Annotated in this window: 15 protein-coding genes and 1 pseudogene; 6 read left to right on the forward strand and 10 right to left on the reverse strand. The window is 36.1% G+C overall.

Annotation, left to right across the window (positions count from 1 at the left end; all coding sequences use genetic code 11):
- Window positions 1–156: 156 nt before the first annotated feature.
- Window positions 157–672 carry a hypothetical protein gene (locus ACEN2N_RS01720; RefSeq protein WP_441822720.1) on the reverse strand — a complete coding sequence of 172 codons (516 nt, stop codon included), beginning with the start codon at window positions 670–672 and terminating at the stop codon, window positions 157–159.
- Window positions 673–741: 69 nt separating this feature from the next.
- On the reverse strand, window positions 742–2,502 hold the full coding sequence (locus tag ACEN2N_RS01725; RefSeq protein ID WP_441822721.1) for a hypothetical protein: 1,761 nt from the start codon (window positions 2,500–2,502) through the stop codon (window positions 742–744).
- Between the two features lie 106 nt (window positions 2,503–2,608).
- Here ACEN2N_RS01725 and ACEN2N_RS01730 point away from each other — a divergent pair, with 106 nt between their 5' ends.
- The 3 genes from ACEN2N_RS01730 (at window position 2,609) to ACEN2N_RS01740 (ending at window position 6,701) form a co-directional block, all read left to right on the forward strand.
- Window positions 2,609–3,121, forward strand: a complete 513-nt coding sequence (locus ACEN2N_RS01730) for an RNA polymerase sigma factor (protein WP_441822722.1) — start codon at window positions 2,609–2,611, stop codon at window positions 3,119–3,121.
- A 171-nt stretch (window positions 3,122–3,292) separates the two neighbouring features.
- Complete coding sequence (locus ACEN2N_RS01735) at window positions 3,293–4,204, forward strand: FecR family protein (protein WP_441822723.1); 912 nt, start codon at window positions 3,293–3,295, stop codon at window positions 4,202–4,204.
- A complete protein-coding gene (locus ACEN2N_RS01740; protein ID WP_441822724.1) occupies window positions 4,185–6,701 on the forward strand; it encodes a carboxypeptidase-like regulatory domain-containing protein in 2,517 nt (838 codons plus the stop codon). Before ACEN2N_RS01735 ends, ACEN2N_RS01740 begins: the two co-directional genes overlap by 20 nt.
- Here the strand turns inward: ACEN2N_RS01740 and ACEN2N_RS01745 are convergent.
- The gene (locus ACEN2N_RS01745) at window positions 6,692–7,507 is read right to left on the reverse strand and encodes a Brp/Blh family beta-carotene 15,15'-dioxygenase (RefSeq protein ID WP_441822725.1); all 816 of its coding nucleotides are present in this window, start codon (window positions 7,505–7,507) and stop codon (window positions 6,692–6,694) included. The two genes, ACEN2N_RS01740 and ACEN2N_RS01745, sit on opposite strands and share 10 nt — an antisense overlap.
- Window positions 7,508–7,592: 85 nt before the next feature.
- Here ACEN2N_RS01745 and ACEN2N_RS01750 point away from each other — a divergent pair.
- Window positions 7,593–8,030 (forward strand): annotated as a pseudogene (locus tag ACEN2N_RS01750) (bacteriorhodopsin); the annotation flags it as partial.
- A gap of 74 nt (window positions 8,031–8,104) precedes the next feature.
- Here ACEN2N_RS01750 and argS read toward each other — a convergent pair.
- Window positions 8,105–9,886: an arginine--tRNA ligase gene (gene argS / locus ACEN2N_RS01755; RefSeq protein WP_441823123.1), complete on the reverse strand. Its 1,782-nt coding sequence runs from the start codon at window positions 9,884–9,886 to the stop codon at window positions 8,105–8,107.
- Between the two features lie 116 nt (window positions 9,887–10,002).
- Here argS and ACEN2N_RS01760 point away from each other — a divergent pair, with 116 nt between their 5' ends.
- Together ACEN2N_RS01760 and ACEN2N_RS01765 are read left to right on the forward strand one after the other, a co-directional pair.
- Window positions 10,003–10,428, forward strand: a complete 426-nt coding sequence (locus ACEN2N_RS01760; RefSeq protein ID WP_441822726.1) for a hypothetical protein — start codon at window positions 10,003–10,005, stop codon at window positions 10,426–10,428.
- Window positions 10,425–11,864: an SDR family oxidoreductase gene (locus ACEN2N_RS01765; RefSeq protein ID WP_441822727.1), complete on the forward strand. Its 1,440-nt coding sequence runs from the start codon at window positions 10,425–10,427 to the stop codon at window positions 11,862–11,864. Before ACEN2N_RS01760 ends, ACEN2N_RS01765 begins: the two co-directional genes overlap by 4 nt.
- Before the next feature lie 12 nt (window positions 11,865–11,876).
- On the opposite strand, the gene ACEN2N_RS01770 is transcribed toward ACEN2N_RS01765, so the two are convergent.
- The 6 genes from ACEN2N_RS01770 to ACEN2N_RS01795 all read right to left on the reverse strand — a co-directional run bounded on the left by ACEN2N_RS01770 (window position 11,877) and on the right by ACEN2N_RS01795 (window position 18,546).
- A complete protein-coding gene (locus ACEN2N_RS01770) occupies window positions 11,877–14,051 on the reverse strand; it encodes a molybdopterin cofactor-binding domain-containing protein (protein WP_441822728.1) in 2,175 nt (724 codons plus the stop codon).
- A 3-nt stretch (window positions 14,052–14,054) separates the two neighbouring features.
- Window positions 14,055–14,546, reverse strand: coding sequence for a (2Fe-2S)-binding protein (locus tag ACEN2N_RS01775; RefSeq protein WP_441822729.1), 492 nt, complete (start codon window positions 14,544–14,546; stop codon window positions 14,055–14,057).
- Between the two features lie 9 nt (window positions 14,547–14,555).
- Complete coding sequence (locus tag ACEN2N_RS01780) at window positions 14,556–15,167, reverse strand: hypothetical protein (RefSeq protein ID WP_441822730.1); 612 nt, start codon at window positions 15,165–15,167, stop codon at window positions 14,556–14,558.
- A 113-nt stretch (window positions 15,168–15,280) separates the two neighbouring features.
- Window positions 15,281–16,210, reverse strand: coding sequence for a citrulline utilization hydrolase CtlX (gene ctlX, locus ACEN2N_RS01785; protein WP_441822731.1), 930 nt, complete (start codon window positions 16,208–16,210; stop codon window positions 15,281–15,283).
- Window positions 16,211–16,251: 41 nt separating this feature from the next.
- The gene (locus tag ACEN2N_RS01790) at window positions 16,252–17,166 is read right to left on the reverse strand and encodes a dimethylarginine dimethylaminohydrolase family protein (RefSeq protein WP_441822732.1); all 915 of its coding nucleotides are present in this window, start codon (window positions 17,164–17,166) and stop codon (window positions 16,252–16,254) included.
- A gap of 93 nt (window positions 17,167–17,259) precedes the next feature.
- A complete protein-coding gene (locus ACEN2N_RS01795; RefSeq protein WP_441822733.1) occupies window positions 17,260–18,546 on the reverse strand; it encodes a citrate synthase in 1,287 nt (428 codons plus the stop codon).
- Window positions 18,547–18,600: the final 54 nt, after the last annotated feature.

Here is an 18,600-nt window from a genome sequence, read left to right on the forward strand (position 1 = left end):
GGATGCTCTAAACTTAGTTGTGGGGCAAAAAAGGTATTACATTTTCATTAACTGCAAGATCAAAACTTCCATCAATACCGCCAACGAGGCCCAACTCTTTACTGTTGACGGTATATTTTTGGATGTTTTACTTTTATTTGGATTTGACTTTAATACTTATTCTTTTTCAAAAACAAGAATATCTATACTACCATCTCCTCCACTAATATGTTTTAATTCGATTCTTGTGTCAGTATAAGAAACAATCTCCCAATCTTCTGATAGTTCTTCTAAATTTGAGGAAGACGAAAAGAAAATATTAAAATCGACATCATCACTTGAATCATCGTCATCACTAGAACTGTCATCGCTAGAGCTATCATCGTTACTCTCATCTTCATTACTACTAGAATCTGAAGTGATTGACCAACTACCAGTTATTTGCAGGTCTTCCTTATCAGCATTCAAAACTCCATCTGTATTAAAAGTGAACGAATACCCAGAAAAATTACTGGTTTGATCAACTTGGTCTTCTTCAAAACGTGCTACCAACCAAGATCCAGAAGTGGCTGTTGCTTTAATTTCAGTCAAGTCCATTTTACTGTTTTCAATACTGTCATCTGAAGACTCACAGGAAAAAAACAGAATTGCTAAAAAAAGGTAAAGGATAGATTTTACATGTTCTAGTTTCATAATTCTCATTTAGGGTTATTTATTAAAACTAAAGCCGTTAGAAATAAATTCTTGCAGACCTTATATTTCTTATTTTTCTAATACTAATGTGGTTATGCTGCCATCTCCACTAATATCTTTTAATTCAATTCTACCGTCGACTACAGATACTACCTCCCAATCATCGGTTAGTTCATTAAAAGGATTGTTCTCTCCAAAATTCAAAAAGACTTTTAGTTTATCCTCACTATTTCTAAGTACTCTCCATAATCCCGCTCCGAAAACTTCGCCACCTTCCATGATAGAAATTTGATTGTCAGCAATAAAGCTTACACTGTAACCACCATATATATTGGTCATATCAACATTATCTTCCACATAAGATGCCACAATCCAGTCGCCGCCCATCATAAAATCTCTAATTTCCAGAACATCGGCGTCTGTAATACTGTTTTCACATACACGTTGCAGATCCAACTCGTATCCAATTTCGTCAGCTTCAAATTTTAATCTATTACTGAACATTTCACGTATTGGCCATTCAAAATTTACACCAGGTTCGTCAGTAATTTCAATAGCCAAAACTAATATTTGTTCTGTATTCAATTTAATATCCCAGGTCCCTTCAGAAATATTGACACCGTTGGATAAGGTTACAACGCCTTCTGCCATAAATTGAAATTCATAACCTAAAACCCTATCAAAATCCTCGTTTTGTAATTCTATATCCTTAATAATCCAAGCACACTCTTTAAGTATCTCTCTTAAGGTATCTACATTGGTATATTGCAAATCTTCACCACAGAATTGCTTCATGATTACTCGGTTACCATCACCACTGAATAACTTGATTTTATCATCTCCTAAATCGTAAACATTCCATTCTAGGTTAAAATCGGTAGAATTCTCAAATTCCATAGTAAGTTTTACACCATCATCGCCAACCGTTGTGCTCCAAGTACCCTCAATTACAGTTGCACCGTCAAAACCATTACTAACCGTACCGTCTCCTTTAAAGTTTAAAATGTAGTTTACGTATTGCTGCGTCTGGTCAACATCGTTTCTTCTGAATTCAGTTACGAACCATACACACTCAATTAATTCAGAATTCAATTCATCTTCATTAAAATCATCATCATTGTAATCATCGTCGTCATCTTCATCGCAATCGTCTTTTGCATTTTCAATCGCAATTGCCAATTCTTCATTACTATCTACTACGATGGTAGTTTCGTCAGACAATTGTAAAGTCACCGGAAAATCAAAACTTATAAGGTTATCGTCATCTAAATCTTTGAAGAACAAACGCAACTCGCGATCACTAGCGACCTCAACAGTACTGGTCTGCTCTAAGTTGACGTTAAAGGTGAATAGTGTCATAGGGTATACAAAATCTATACATTCTATATCATCATCTTCGCCGCCTTCTTTACAATCTGCAGCTAATAAGCGTAACTCATCTAAACCGTTAATGGTAATTTCAGAGAAGTCACCCGCAGTAATTGTTATAGGAAAAATGATATCTAGAAGGTTTTCATCATCTTCTACACTATCAAAAATTTCTTCTATTTGCTCAATATTTTCTTCAGAATCGATGGTAAGTATTAAACCGTTAACTTCAACCGTATACGGAAAATTGATCTGAAAGCAACTAGTACCATCTACGATATTATCCCAAGAACCATCGTTAGAACTGGTACGTTGAATTAAATCTGCCGTAGAAGAATTTGCTGTAATTGCAGTTGGCTCTTCTCCGTTATTAATTTCTTCGATTTCATCTTGACAAGCGGTAAAGCTCAGTGCAATTGTTAGTAGGCTAACGTACATTGCATATTTAAAAATCTTTTTCATAATGACTTGGTATTGTTTGTTATTATGCTTCTAAAACAACCGACTTTAAAAATACCCTACCTCCTTTTTAATTTTTTTTCAAATATCTTTGGTAAAAAGCAATCTATTGAAAGCAGACCAAACATTAAATGTATGCGAAGAGCAGGTTTACAAAAGGGTTTTTAACGAAACGTCTAAAACCATCTTCAATTACATTTATTACAAATTCGGTAACGAAGAGAAAGCCAATGATGCTGTACAAGAGGCATTTGTTAAGCTGTGGGAGAATTGCGCCAAGGTCGCTCCAGAAAAAGCAAAATCATATTTATATACTGTTGCCAACAATCTTTACCTCAATGTTATTAAGGCAGAAAAAGTAAGGTTAAAATATGCCGATGCTACTTTAAAGACCACGAATGAATCTCCGGAGTTTATTATGGAGGAAAATCAATTTAAGGAAAAATTGGATAATGCATTGAACAGCCTGCCAGAAAATCAACGCACCACTTTTTTATTGAATAGGATCGACGGAAAAAAATATGCAGAAATAGCAGAAATGGAAGGTGTAAGCGTCAAAGCGATAGAAAAACGGATGCATTTGGCATTGAAGAGTTTAAGGGAGCAAATTGATGGGATATAGGTGAGTGAATTAGTGAAAAAAACTTTTTACATTTCAATTAAACAACACAACTACTTAATACTTTTTACTTAGTACTTAATACTCATTACCGACCACCAATAACTAAATACTTAAAAAAATAAAGTAGGGTATTCTAATACTCAGTTGTTATACTAATACAAAGCTAAAAACATGCAAGACAATTACTTAGCAAAATGGCTCAATAATGAATTGACCGAATCCGAATTGGCGGAGTTCAAAAAATCGGAAGCCTATGAAACATATCAGAAAATCAAAGACTCTTCGGCTCGGTTAGAGTCTCCTGAGTTTGATATGGATAAAGTGTGGGAATCTATTGATCAAAATAAAACCGTAGAGGAACCCAAAGTATTTATTTTATCACCTTTTAAGAGGTTTCTTCGTGTTGCTGCCGTTGTAGCTATATTACTTGCTGGGTCATTCTTTTATTTAAGCACATTAAACGAATCTTTTTCTACGGAATATGCTGAGAGCAAATTCATCACTTTACCAGATACCTCTGAAGTTATTCTGAATGCAGAATCTGAGTTAGCTTTTAACAAGAATAAATGGGATACCAATAGAAATGTTGACCTCAAAGGTGAGGCTTATTTTAGAGTAGCAAAAGGAAAAAAATTCACTGTAGAAACTGCTCAGGGCTTAGTTACAGTATTAGGCACGCAATTTAATGTAGAATCTAGAGAAAATTTTTTTGAGGTCACCTGTTTTGAAGGCTTGGTTAGTGTTACTATTAACGGTAAAGAAACGAAGTTACCTGCAGGAAATTCTTTAATGACTATTGCCGGTAACAGCACGATGTCGAAAGCTATTATCAATGGTGGTCCGTCTTGGTTAACGAAAGAAAGTTCTTTTACAAGTATACCATTACATTATGTAATGGACGAATTGCAAAGACAGTATAATATTGAGGTAGCTACTGATGATATCGATACTACCCAGCTTTTTACAGGTTCATTTACCAACGAGAATTTAGAACTTGCCCTAAAAAGCATAAGCGCTCCTTTAAAAATTAAGTATACCTTAGAGGAAAACAAAGTGCTATTCTATGCCGAAGAAGCACCTTAAATTTCTTATCAGCCTATTTTTGTTACTGATGTTCAGTGGGGCGAGCTATGCCCAAACCACAAAGGACAGCATAGCATTACGCGATATATTATCTGAACTAGAAAATTCGTTCGATGTAAAATTTTCATTTGCAGATACCGATATTAAATCGGTTTACATCGCAAAACCTAAATCGAATTCTCTTGATGAAATTCTCACCGAACTAAGGGAAGCAACGGGAATAACCATCAATAAATTAAACGATCGTTATTACACCTTAACCAAAATTACCACGATTTCTATCTGTGGTTTTGTGCTAGACAATTTTCAAGAAAATAATATACCAGGCGCCACAGTTGAAATCTATGAATCTACCCTATCGGGCGTTACAGATGGTAATGGTTCATTCAGCTTTGAAAATGTACCCGTAAATTCGTTGGTGCATATAAAACATCTCGGTTATAAACCCATGTTTATTGAAGCCAAGGAGCTTTCAAAAACTACAGAATGTAAAGCGATTGCAATGGCCCTCAGCTATCAAGAATTAGAGGAAGTCGTTGTTACCCAATTTCTAACTACAGGACTTCAAAAACTTAATAACGCAAGTATAGAATTGAATCCCTCAGAATTCGGAATTTTACCCGGAGTTAGCGAACCAGACATTCTACAGACCGTGCAAGCCTTACCAGGAATTAAAAGCGTTGATGAAACCGTATCTGATATCAACATACGAGGCGGAACAAACGACCAAAATCTAATTCTTTGGGACGGAATTAAAATGTACCAAACCGGACACTTTTTTGGGTTAATTTCAGCATTTAATCCGTATGTAACAGAAAAAGTGACCATCATCAAAAATGGTACATCTGCCATCTATAGTGATGGTATTAGCGGAACTTTGAGCATGCACACTACAGATGAATTACCAATGAACAGTACCGGTGGAGCCGGATTCAATTTAATTTCAGGAGATATTTTTGGGGAAATTCCCTTTCAAGATAACATGGCGTTACAAGTATCTGCCCGCCGATCATATACTGACTTCTTAAACACGCCGACCTACAACTCATTCTCTGAAAAGGCATTTCAAGATACCGAAGTAAATAGTGAGAGTGAATTCTATTTCTACGATTTTACCGCTAAGTTTATGTACCAAATCAATCCGTATCAGAAAGCGAGTATCAGCTTAATTAATATGAGTAACAACCTTAATTATTTGGAAACTGCCAATGACACACTTGCTCCAAATAGAAGTAATTTGAATCAGGATAATTTTTCTATTGGTAGTGAATTACAAAGTGAATGGACAGATGATTTTTCATCTCAAATAAGTTTCTATTACACGCAGTATGATTTAGACGCCTTATCCATCTCCAGTAATGAAGCACAGCAATTAAAGCAGAATAATTTAGTAAAGGAATCGAACATAAAACTCACTAGCTATTACAAACTAGGAGAATATATAAATTGGATGAACGGTTATGAATTTACCGAAACAGGAATTAAAAATACAACCAACGTTAACCAGCCGCCATTTGCAAGTAATATAAAAGGAGTAATTCGCAAACACGGGGTATTCAGCGAAATCGCCTATAGCTCAGAAGATGAGAAATTGACTGGGTTCATTGGAGGTCGCTTGAACTATATTGAAAATCTTGACACGTTTCAAGAATACATTTTTGAACCTCGTATAAATATCAGCTATGAGTTACTCCCTAATTTTAAAACCGAAGTATTGGGTGAATTTAAAAGTCAGGTCACCAATCAGATTATCGATTTGGAACAGAACTTTCTAGGAATAGAAAAAAGACGTTGGATACTCTCTGATGGCGATGCCTTACCCATCACCAAAAGCAAACAGGGATCTATTGGTTTTAATTATGACACCAATAAATTATACGTAGGCATAGATGCTTTTTACAAAGAAATAAATGGCATAAATGTGTACACGCAAGGTTTTCAAAACCAGAATCAATTTAATGGCGAGATTGGCTCTTATGCAGTTAAAGGGGCTGAGTTTTTAATCAACACAAAGAATAACGACTATAGTGCATGGCTTAGTTACACCTTCAACAAAAACGACTATACTTTTGGTGCATTGGCACCATCTATTTTTCCAAATAATTTAGATGTTAGGCATGCTATTACACTTGCTGGAAATTATACTATCGGTGATCTTAAATTGGGTATTGGCTTAAATTACAAATCAGGGAAACCATTTACACAACCTATTGAAAGCGACCCAATTAATGAAGCGGTTTTCCCAACCGAAATAAATTACGAAGAACCTAATAGCAGTAGACTACCCGAATATTTTAGAGCAGATGCATCAGCAAATTACACTTTAAAAATGGGCGGTAAAATGAATGCTATTTTTGGCGTATCGGTATTAAATTTCACCAATAGGCAAAACACCCTAAACACCTATTACAGACTGCTAGACGATAATACCATTGAAACTATTGAACGTTTATCTCTAGGTATTACGCCCAATGCTAGTTTTAGAGTTCAGTTTTGATTTTGATTCAACTTTTTGATCACCAATACATGAGGAAAGGTTATAGCTGCCAGAAAAGAGAAAAAGAAAGCTAAAGACTTTTCAAAATTATCTCTAAATATGAATAGCAAGAAAAGTAGTCCCGCAACAGAGATTAACCAATATGGTAATGATGTTACCACAAATGAGCGGAAGGAACTTTTATTAATATGACCATGCAAAAAGAATATCTGGTCATAAAGGGAGGGAATAGAATGCCATAGGATAAAATATATAGTGAAACCCCACAACAAAGAGGCTGTTTTAAAAACCACAAAAAATAGTACTATAAAAAATAGCTCCTTTATCGGATTAATTTTTAATTCTTTCTTCAATATCAAAATGATACTAAAAGCCAATGTACTTACACCACTAATAAGTAATCCAATTTCAAATACAGATTTAGCAACAGAATAACCTATTATATTTTTAATAATCTCAGCTGTTGCTATATAATTTGAACTAAAAAGGAGAAAGAGAATAAAAGTACCATACGTAAAATAAAGCGCACTAGTTTTAAAAGATGCTCCAATCGTCTTAGAAATAAAATGTTGTTCTCCAAAATGATAACCACTAAAAAGCACAAATACAATTAATGCTAAGCTTGGCACTAAATAAAAAATTAATATACTGCCAAACACAAAAAGAACATAATACAAAAGAATCTTCAAGTAATTTCGAGTTAATTTCTTTTTGCTATCAGTCCTCTGAAGCAGAGTAAGGTCATTTGCACCATGTAAAATTCCAAAAGAAAGAATAAAAATATAGGCCATAACATGCTCTATCATGTCTTCAAAAATAACCGCCAACCACAATGAAAAGAACGTGGCTACAATGGTTATGCTTTCTAACTTGATAAATTCAATATGCTTATTTTTAATTTTAAAAGTTGCTGGCGCTAAAAAGTCATTACTCTGGAAACTAATTTTAGCTTCAGTAGTAATGTTAGTAACAGGATACTTTGGAGAGGCAGTTTACAACACAGGCAGTGGTCCAGCTGTTTGGGGATTAATCTCAGGTCTTGCGTACTTTTATATTGTCTATGAAATTTGGTTTGGTTCAGCAAAAAAATTGGCAGAGCAAGCAGGTGGGGCCGTACTAACCGCACACAAAACTTTATGTTGGTTTGTGCTTGTAGGGTGGGCAATTTATCCACTGGGCTACATGGCAGGTACACCTGGATGGTATGAAGGTCTAGGAAATATAGGTCTTAATATGGATGTTATTTACAACATTGGTGATGCTATAAATAAAATAGGTTTTGGTCTCGTTGTTTATAGTGCAGCACTTGCCGCAAAAAAAACTTCATAACATATTAGCAGCATATTTTAGTTGGTTAATAATTATAGTTGCTATGAAAAAGATCGCTTCGGCGATCTTTTTTTTTACATACGTTCAGGCACTTCAACACCCAACAATCTAAATGCATCTTGTATTACTTCAGCTACTTTCTTAGATAACTGAACACGAAAAACTTTTTTCTCATCATCAGACTCTCCTAGTATAGAAACTTGCTGGTAGAACGAATTAAATTCCTTCACCAAATCATAGGTATAATTCGCAATCAATGCCGGACTATAATTATCCGCAGCTAATTGAATAATTTCTGGGAAAATTTCAAGCTGCTTAATCAACTCCTTTTCCTTTCCGTGTAATTCTGTAACCTTGGCATCCTTAGAAATGTCGATACCCATGCTTACTGCCTTTCTTAAGATAGACTGAATACGTGCATAAGTATATTGAATAAACGGACCAGTGTTTCCTTGAAAGTCTACCGACTCTTTAGGGTCAAATAAGATTCGTTTTTTAGGATCTACTTTTAATATGTAATATTTTAAAGCACCTAAACCAATCATTTTATAAAGCGATTGCTTTTCGGTTTCATTATAATCTTCAAGCTTACCTAATTCTTCTGAAATTGTAGCGGCAGTTTGGGTCATATCAGCCATAAGATCATCGGCATCAACAACAGTACCCTCTCTACTTTTCATTTTTCCGCTAGGTAAATCTACCATCCCATAACTTAGGTGATGTAGTTTTTTAGACCAAGAGAAACCAAGTTTCTGTAGAATTAAGAACAATACTTTAAAATGATAATCTTGCTCATTACCAACAGTGTACACCATTCCGTTTACATCTGGGTGATCTTTTACACGTTGTATCGCGGTACCAATATCTTGGGTCATGTAAACAGCAGTACCATCTGAACGAAGAACAATTTTCTCATCTAGCCCGTCTTCGGTCAAATCAATCCAAACACTACCATCTTCCTTTTTAAAGAAAACTCCTTTTTTTAATCCTTCAGCAACCACATCTTTACCTAAAAGATAGGTGTCACTTTCATAGTACAGGTTATCAAAATCGACTCCTAAATTCTTATAGGTAACCTCAAAACCTTTATACACCCATCCGTTCATGGTTTTCCAAAGTTCAACGGTATCAGCATCACCAGCTTCCCATTTTAAAAGCATTTCTTGAGCTTCCTGCAAAATAGGAGCTTCTTTTTCTGCAACTTTCAAGTCAGTACCTTCAGCAACTAATGTTGCTATTTGTTCTTTGTACGCTTTATCAAAAGCAACGTAATAATTGCCAACTAGCTTATCTCCTTTAAGACCTGTCGAAGAAGGCGTTTCTCCGTTTCCAAATTTCTGCCAAGCGACCATACTTTTACAAATATGAATTCCGCGGTCATTAATAATTTGGGTTTTGTACACTTTTTTACCAGATGCCTTTAAAATTTCAGCAACAGAATATCCTAATAAATTATTACGAATATGCCCAAGGTGCAATGGCTTATTGGTATTCGGAGAAGAATATTCTACCATTACCGCATCATCTGACTCCTTTACAAATCCGAAATTCTCGGTTGAAAAAATCGAATTGAAAAAATCTAAATAGAAACCATCGTTAATAACGATATTCAAAAAACCTTTAATCACGTTAAAGCTAGCAACAGCATCTACATGCTCCTCTAAGTATGCACCAATCTGCTCACCAATTTGAACCGGATTCCCCTTTACCAAGCGCAACATCGGGAAAACCACAATAGTGATATCGCCTTCAAAATCTTTACGCGTAGGTTGAAATTCTACGTTTGGCAATTGCTTGTCAAAGATAGATTGAACCGCTTCTTTTACTTTATCTGATAGTACCTCTTGAATATTCACCAAAACGTTTAATTAAGGCTGCAAAACTAATCATTTTTTAGGCTTTTAAGGTAAACAGATGCGGCATTCATTCGCCTTTTCGCTAACTTTAATAAAAACACCACAATCAAATACGCATGCTTGTAAATGTATCTTACAATAATAAGGAGATTACCAGAAAAATAAATGAAGAAGTTGGTAAGCCTTTTACATTAAAAGAACGATGGACATTGGGTGGCATTGGCTCTCCAAAACTCATTATTACCAACACTAGTGTAGAAATTAGAAATTTATTGATTTTAGACAATAACAGAGATATCTGTAATATAGAAATGAGACCTAAAGGTATTATTGTCGGTTTTCGCTCTTTGCTAGAAAGCTATGCATTGATTATACCTTACTATAAACTCACCCTTTATAAAGGAGAAGCATCTGTTTATTCCATTTATCGAGACCATCATTTTATTAAAGTTGAATCTGACACCAAAGCAGTACAGAAATTCTTTAAAAAACTATTGGGCTTTAAAGCTGATAATGCACCAACCGCTATAGAAGATTTATGAAAATATTACTTACAGGTGCCAATGGTTATATAGGTATGCGTCTTTTACCACAGCTTTTAGAAATGGGGCATGAGATAGTTTGTGCTGTACGTGATGAAACTAGACTTTCTGTAGATAAAGAAACCAGGCAACAAATAGATGTCATTGAAATTGACTTTCTAGAAGAACCAAAAAAAAATGTAGTACCGAAAGATATTGATGCCGCTTATTTTCTAATTCACTCCATGAGTTCGTCAATACAAGATTTTGATGAAATGGAGGCGAAAACGGCAGAAAATTTCAATAAATATGTTGCCGATACTCAAATTCAACAAGTAATTTATTTGAGTGGAATTGTCAATGACAACAATCTTTCTAAACATTTACAATCAAGAAAAAATGTAGAAGACATTTTATACCAAGGCGACTTTAAATTAACGGTTTTAAGAGCAGGAATTATTGTAGGGTCGGGTAGTTCTTCTTTTGAAATTATTCGTGATTTGTGTGAAAAATTACCTGTGATGGTTACGCCGAAATGGGTATTGACAAAAACGCAACCTATTGCCATACGTGATGTCATTACATTTCTAACAGGTGTATTAGGAAATGAAAAAACGTTCAACGATTCTTTCGACATTGCCGGACCAAATGTAATGACCTATAAAGAAATGCTGCATAGATATGCAGAAGTCAGGGGTTTCAAAAACTGGATATGGACCGTACCAGTTATGACCCCTAAACTATCTTCGTATTGGTTATATTTTGTAACCTCAACCTCATACAAACTAGCATTGAATCTGGTGGATAGTATGAAGATTGAAGTAGTGGCAAAAGACACACGATTACAAGATATTCTCGGCATTACTCCACACACCTACAAAGAAGCAATTGATTTAGCCTTTAAAAAAATTGAGCAAAACTTAGTAATAAGTAGTTGGAAGGATAGTATGATCAGTGGGCGATTTGTCGATAATCTTGAAAAGCATATACAAGTCCCGAAATTTGGAGTACTGAAGGATTATAAGCAAGTAAAAGTTTCGAATCCCGAGGAAGTTTTAGAACGCATTTGGAGCATTGGCGGTGAAACCGGATGGTATTACGGCAATTGGCTTTGGAAAATACGCGGATTTTTGGACAAGCTTTCTGGCGGAGTTGGTTTGAGGCGCGGAAGAACACATCCTAACAAAATATTTGCTGGTGATTCATTAGATTTTTGGCGGGTACTATTAGCTGATAAAAAGGCAAAACGACTACTGCTATTTGCCGAAATGAAACTACCAGGCGAAGCTTGGTTAGAGTTTAAAATTGATGAAGACAATGTGCTACATCAAACCGCAACCTTTAGACCGCGCGGCTTACGAGGTAGATTGTACTGGTACAGTATAGTACCGCTCCACTACTTCATTTTTGGCGGAATGATTAAAAACATCGCTGATCAGAAAAATGCTAATCAATAACCAGAACTTCTGTTATGCTTTCTTTGAAAGCTTTAAAGGCAACTCAGTTAAGCGTTCTCCTGTTAAGCGTCTAACGGCATTTGCGATTGCAGCTCCAATTGGTCCTAGAGGCGGCTCCCCTACTGCACCTGGTGTATCTTTACCTTGCAATAAAAATACATCAATTTCTTTTGGTGCATTCTTCATTAAAGCCATTTGGTATGGTCCATATATGGTCGGAGTTAATTCCCCGTCTTTCACGAACATTTGCTCATAAAGAACGGCACTCATCCCCATAATTACACAACCTTCGCATTGCGCACGTATCTGATCAGGATTAACGGCTAAACCTGGATCCATAGCGATTGTAACTCTATGCACTACAATCTCATTATCAACAATAGAAACCTCTGCCACCTGCGCGCATGGCGTATTCGCATCTATTGAGGCAGCAAAGCCCATAGCACGACCATCTTTTACTTCTTCACTATAGTTAGCTTTTTCGGCAGCGGCTTTAATAACATTTTTTAAACGAATGTCAATTGGTTCATCTGCTATTTGATGCAATCTAAAATCGACTGCATTTTTTTTCGCTTTTAGCGCCATTTCATCTATAAAACTTTCCATGGCGAACGTATTGGCCAACAACCCCAGACTACGCCACCAACTGGTAGCAAAAGGCAACTCAACATGCCAGCACTCCGCTTTAAAATTCGGTATAGCAGTGTATTGAATGAATCCGCCACGAATGGCACCAACATCTGCACCCAAAAAGTTAGTAAGCGCATTAGGTATTAGAGCAGAATCGGTAGCAACATCGCCACTCACGAATTGATGTTCTAGTCCGTCTAAATAGCCCTCCGCATTTAATTTTCCTTTAATAACATGATGTGTTGGTGGTCGAAACATATCATGTTGAAATTCTTCTTTTCTACTAAAAAAGTATTTAACAGGTTTACCGACAGCTTTAGACATAACAGCAGCCTGAACAGCATGTGGTGTATGTAATCTTCTACCAAAACCACCACCTAAATAAGTAGGTATAACATTGACTTTTTCTGCATCTAAATCTAATCGCTTGGCAACCTCTTTTCTAGTAAGACCTACAACCTGAGTCGATATTTTTATTGTCGCAGTATCACCATCTACAAAAGCAACAACACCATTTGGTTCGATTTGAGCATGTGCACCAATCGGACTTCTAAATTCTAAAGTCACTACTTCCTCTTGATCATCAAAAGAGTCGCCGTTCTTCTGTATCACCGAAGACTTTCCGTTACCGACAGTCATCATTTTTACGATTGCCTCGGTATTTAAATTATCATAACTATCCCAAGTTACATTAATAGCTTCTTTAGCATTTTCAGCTTCTATCATAGAATTAGCCACTACACCTACAAAATCATCTTCTACCACAATTTTAACTACACCAGGCATACTCTCTGCTGCATTGGTATCTGCACTGACAAATGTTGAGCCTATTTTAGAAGCTCTTACAACCGCACCATAAAGCATACCAGGCATTTCTGCATCCATCCCGAATATCGGATCTCCGTATACTTTCGCATCCAAATCAACCCTAGCAATTGGTTGACCTATATATTTATAATCTTTAGCCTCTTTTAATACAGGAACATCTGGCACTTCCCAATTCTCAACTCCCTCTGCCGCCTGAGCATAAGTCAATGTTTTTCCGTTGCCAGATATAACGCCATCTACGACAGAAAGCTGATCGACATCTACATTCATTTTAAGAGCAGCTTCTTTTAAAAGCATCACCCGAAGCATGGCAGAAAGTTCTCTAAGCGGTTTCCACAGTCCAGATATAGAAGTACTACCTCCAGTGGCAAAACTATCTACATTTCCAGTTGAAGAAGCAGCATGTACTACCTGAATCTGATTCATAGATACCGACAATTCTTCGGCAGCCATTTGGGCAATACCTGTAAATGTGCCCTGCCCCATTTCCATTTTGGGAGAATGTAACAAGATATTATTATCAGAGGTGACCTCGAACCAAATCATAGGTTGGTCAATATTATCTAGATAAGGCGCTTCAAGAGAATTAACCACACCCAAAATTTGACGTCGAATAGGACTTCTAAATAAGTAGGCTCCAATTGCGACAACACCAATAGTTCCTAATCCGCCTTTGACCAAAAATTTTCTTCTAGACACTTTCTTTGAATCTTTTTCTTTACCAGCCATCTATTATAACTCTTTAGATTCATTAATCACCTTCTCTGCTTGCAACTCCGCCGCTTTATGTATGGCTTTTCGCATTCGGTAATAAGTACCACAGCGACATACATTTATAATGTTCTTATCTATATCTTCATCTGTTGGTTTAGGCACTTTGCTTAACAATGCTGCCGTTGCCATCATAAAACCTGGTTGACAATAGCCACATTGCGGTACAATTTCCTCTATCCATGCCTGTTGAACAGGATGTGGATTTTCTCTATCTCCTAAACCTTCTATGGTAGTCACTTTTTTTCCTTCCGCAAATTTTACGGGATAAGAACACGACCTGACCGCTTCACCATCTACATGTAAAGTACATGCACCGCAAGCCGCTTTTCCGCATCCGAACTTTGTACCTTTTAAATCTAAAGTATTTCTAACGACCCAAAGTAGAGGGGTGTTTTCATCTGCTATAGCTACGGTTTTTACGACACCGTTTACAGTCAAGGAAATTTCCATAAGGTTTTATTATTTAGAAGGTATTATTGCTCCGTCAGCAAACCAGTTTTCAACAGCTTTCTTAAAATCTTCTTTTGAAACTGGTGGTATAGTTCTTGGCTTACCATCAGCATCTACGCCTGGATCCCATGCCCAAAGCACCAAATCATCTTCGGTCATATGCTCAATAAGTTCTTGATGACTTCGATTGCCATTCGTGCTTTTATCAAGTAAACGTTCTGCTATTTGTTCGCGAGTGAGTCCTTCCCATGCCATTGAAGCCGGTGCCAATGCCCAATGAGGAGCACCGGGAACACCTGAATTTAAATTATTTTCAGATTGATGACATGTATTACAGCTCGTTGCTTCAAAGCCATGATCATCTTCCCCTCTAGCCATGCCAAAATGATGCGGATGACTAGTATCGCCCTGTTTTGGTATGTGGTCACTTGGGTGACAATTCATACAGCGTTGATGGGTAAGTACATCCATCATTTTAGTATAAGAATCATCAGAAGTTAATTCGCTGCTATTTTCGGCTTCAACTATCTCAAGTTCAGATATTTTTGGAGAACCTGCAAATACCAGAAAAACTCCAATTATCATTAAGATTAAAAAAGTATTGACTGGCTTTTGCTTCATACTATTTATTAAAATGTGAAAAAATTAAAATACTATTGTAATGAAGATAATCAATGTATACTAACTTATTTAACTCATTCAATTTTAAAATTAAAATTTCCCCAGACCCTTTTTTAACTCTTCGGAAGAAAAACTTCTGCCATCATACAGCGAGCACTACCACCGCCACAAGTTTCGATAGTTTGTAACGAGCTATGTAAAATTGCACAGTGATTTTCTATTTGGGCAATCTGCTCAGGCGATAAACTATGGTATGCAGCAGAACTCATGACCATATATCTCTTATCATCGGATCCTAATACTTGCAACATATTACCTGCAAAGTGATGCATTTGTTGCTCAGTGATAGTTATAATTTCTTTACCATCGTTCTTTAAATGGTCTAACACATTCTTACGCTCTTTCTTATCATCGATCGTAGCCGGACAAATAACAACGAAATTTTCAGCCAAAGCCATCATGACATTGGTATGATAAATAGGCAATCTTTTACCATCAACCGACTGATTTGCCGTAAATATCACCGGAAAGAAATCAAAATCCTCACAGAATTCTATAAACAAGTCTTCATCTGCTCGCTCAGACAAAGCGCAATATGCTTTTTTATTTACCCTATCTAACAAAATACTTCCCGTGCCCTCAAGATAAAACCCTTCTTCTTCAGCAGAAGTGTAATCTACGACATCATTAATCTTAAAACCGCTTTGTTCTAATATCTCGAAAATATCTTCTCTTCTTTCATTTCTTCTATTTTCGGCAAACATTGGGTAGATACCGACTGTACCATTTGAATGAAAAGAGATCCAGTTGTTAGGAAAAACACTATCTGGAGTGTCTGGTTCTTTAGTGTCTTGGACAACGATAACATTAACTCCCTTATTCTTTAATACGGTTACAAAAGCATCAAACTCATCTTGAGCTTTTTGATTTATTTCTTGATTCTTCATATCAATATCTTCCATGAAGTAGTTATTGACAGCGGTCTGCTCGTTCATTCTAAACGACACCGGGCGAATCATGAGTATAGTATTTGTTATTTGCATATCGGGGTAGTAATTAAATTTCTCTTTTTATTTTTTTTAAATTATTCTCTTATGAGTGGTAAAGTACTGCAGCGTAATAAACCTTCTTGTTTTGATATTTCGGCATACGCAATTTCTTCTACCGTAAAACCTTGTTCACGCAACCAATTGTTAAGACGTGTAAAATTACGTTCAGATACTACGACATCTGGTGAAATTGAAAAGACGTTACTATACATATGGTACATTTCATTGGCATCTATTTCAAACACATTTTTTTTACCAAAAAAGTCTACCAACCATTGGTATTCCTCTTCTACCAAGAATCCGTTTTTGTGCAAAATAGCTTTCCCTTTACCTAGAGGTTGAAAACAACAATCTAAATGCAATGCATTCTCTTGTGCCACCGTATTAGACTTTCTTAATTCGAATGACTTAACCGTCTTATGCGGAAATTGTTTCGTTAAATATGTTACAGCAGCTTTATTAGTTCGTGCAGTTATATAAGCAGAATAGTCGGGAGCGGTATAGGTGCCTACAAAAATATAATCGTTCCAAGGCATAACATCACCACCTTCAACATGAACGTCATCTGGCGGTGTTAGAATATTTTCATCATCGATTTTATCCAAAACATGTAAAATCGCTTCGACCTCTTTTTCGCGATCAGGTAGTATGTTTGCTTTGATGAGCTTATTTTCAATAACAAATGCAATGTCTCTAGTAAATATTTGATTACAGTCTTCGAGAACCTCTGGTCTAAAAACCTTAACATCATATTTCTCGAATACTTTTCGAAAACCCTCCATCTCAGCGATCATATCTGCTTCAACCGGATACGTACCCGCTTTAATATGTTCTAATGATTTTGGGTCATAAGCCTCTTCAACGGTAGGTGTTGGTCCAGAGCTTTTAGCGATTCCTAATACGACAGCTTTTAACCTTGAAACTTCATCGTTAATATTTAACTGTAACATATGTTTATATTTTAAAATGAATTAAAAAATGGCACAAAAAAAAGCCCCTTTAAAATTAAAAGAGCTTTTTGTTTTTTTGATAACGGTAGCAATCTACCTCTTGTCCAGTTCGACAAAAGGTCTTAAGTTTTCACCAACATAAACTTGTCTTGGTCTACCAATAGGCTCGCCGTTCAGTCTCATTTCTCTCCATTGTGCGATCCACCCTGGTAATCTACCTAAAGCGAACATTACCGTAAACATTTCTGTTGGTATACCTAAAGCTCTATAAATAATACCAGAATAGAAATCTACGTTTGGATATAATTTTCTGTCAACAAAATATTGATCCTCAAGTGCTTCTTTCTCCAAACCTTTTGCAATTGCAAGAATAGGATCATCGATACCTAAATCTGCCAAAACTTCATCGGCAGCCTTTTTAATAATCTTAGCACGTGGATCGAAGTTTTTATAAACTCTATGACCGAAGCCCATTAATCTAAAAGGATCAGATTTATCTTTAGCTTTCGCCATGTACTTTTTAGTATCGCCACCATCTGCTTCGATAGCTTCAAGCATTTCTAAAACAGCTTGGTTAGCACCCCCATGTAATGGACCCCAAAGCGCAGAGATACCCGCAGATAAAGATGCAAACAAACCAGCATGAGAAGATCCTACAATACGCACTGTACTTGTAGAACAGTTTTGCTCATGATCTGCATGCAAAATCAATAATTTATCTAAAGCTTCGATAATTAGTTTGTTCTTCTTATACTCTTGATTAGGACGCTTAAACATCATTTTATGAATGTTCTCTACATACCCTAAACTATCATCACCATAATCTAATGGAAGACCTTTCTTTTTACGCAATGTCCAAGCTACAAGAACCGGAAATTTAGCCAGAATACGCACAATTGAGTGGTACATAGCATCGTCAGAGCTAACATCTACAGTCGAAGGGTTGAATGCAATTAATGCACTTGTTAAAGAAGATAAAACCCCCATTGGGTGTGCAGATTTTGGAAAACCGTCCAAAATCTTTTTCATCTCTTCATCTACATGAGACTCATCTTTAATGTCTTTATGAAATTTCGCTAGTTCTTTTGCGTTTGGTAATTCACCAAAAATCAATGCATAAGCAACTTCTAAGAAATCTGCCTTCTCAGCTAACTCTTCAATTGAATATCCTCTGTAACGCAAAATTCCTTTCTCACCATCTAAAAAAGTAATGGCACTTTCACATGACCCTGTATTTTTATACCCTGGATCAATAGTTATAATTCCATTGGTAACCGAACGCAAAGTAGCGATATCAATTGCAAGTTCGTTTTCGGTTCCCTTAATAACAGGAAACTCATATTTTTCACCATTATATTCTAAAATAGCTTTATCTGACATTTTTAATTTTTACGTTTTAAATACTTCTCGTAAAGTTAACAAAACAAGTGTGGT

Origin of the sequence: Maribacter spongiicola, from assembly GCF_052119685.1 — a bacterium.
Taxonomy (GTDB): domain Bacteria; phylum Bacteroidota; class Bacteroidia; order Flavobacteriales; family Flavobacteriaceae; genus Maribacter; species Maribacter spongiicola_A.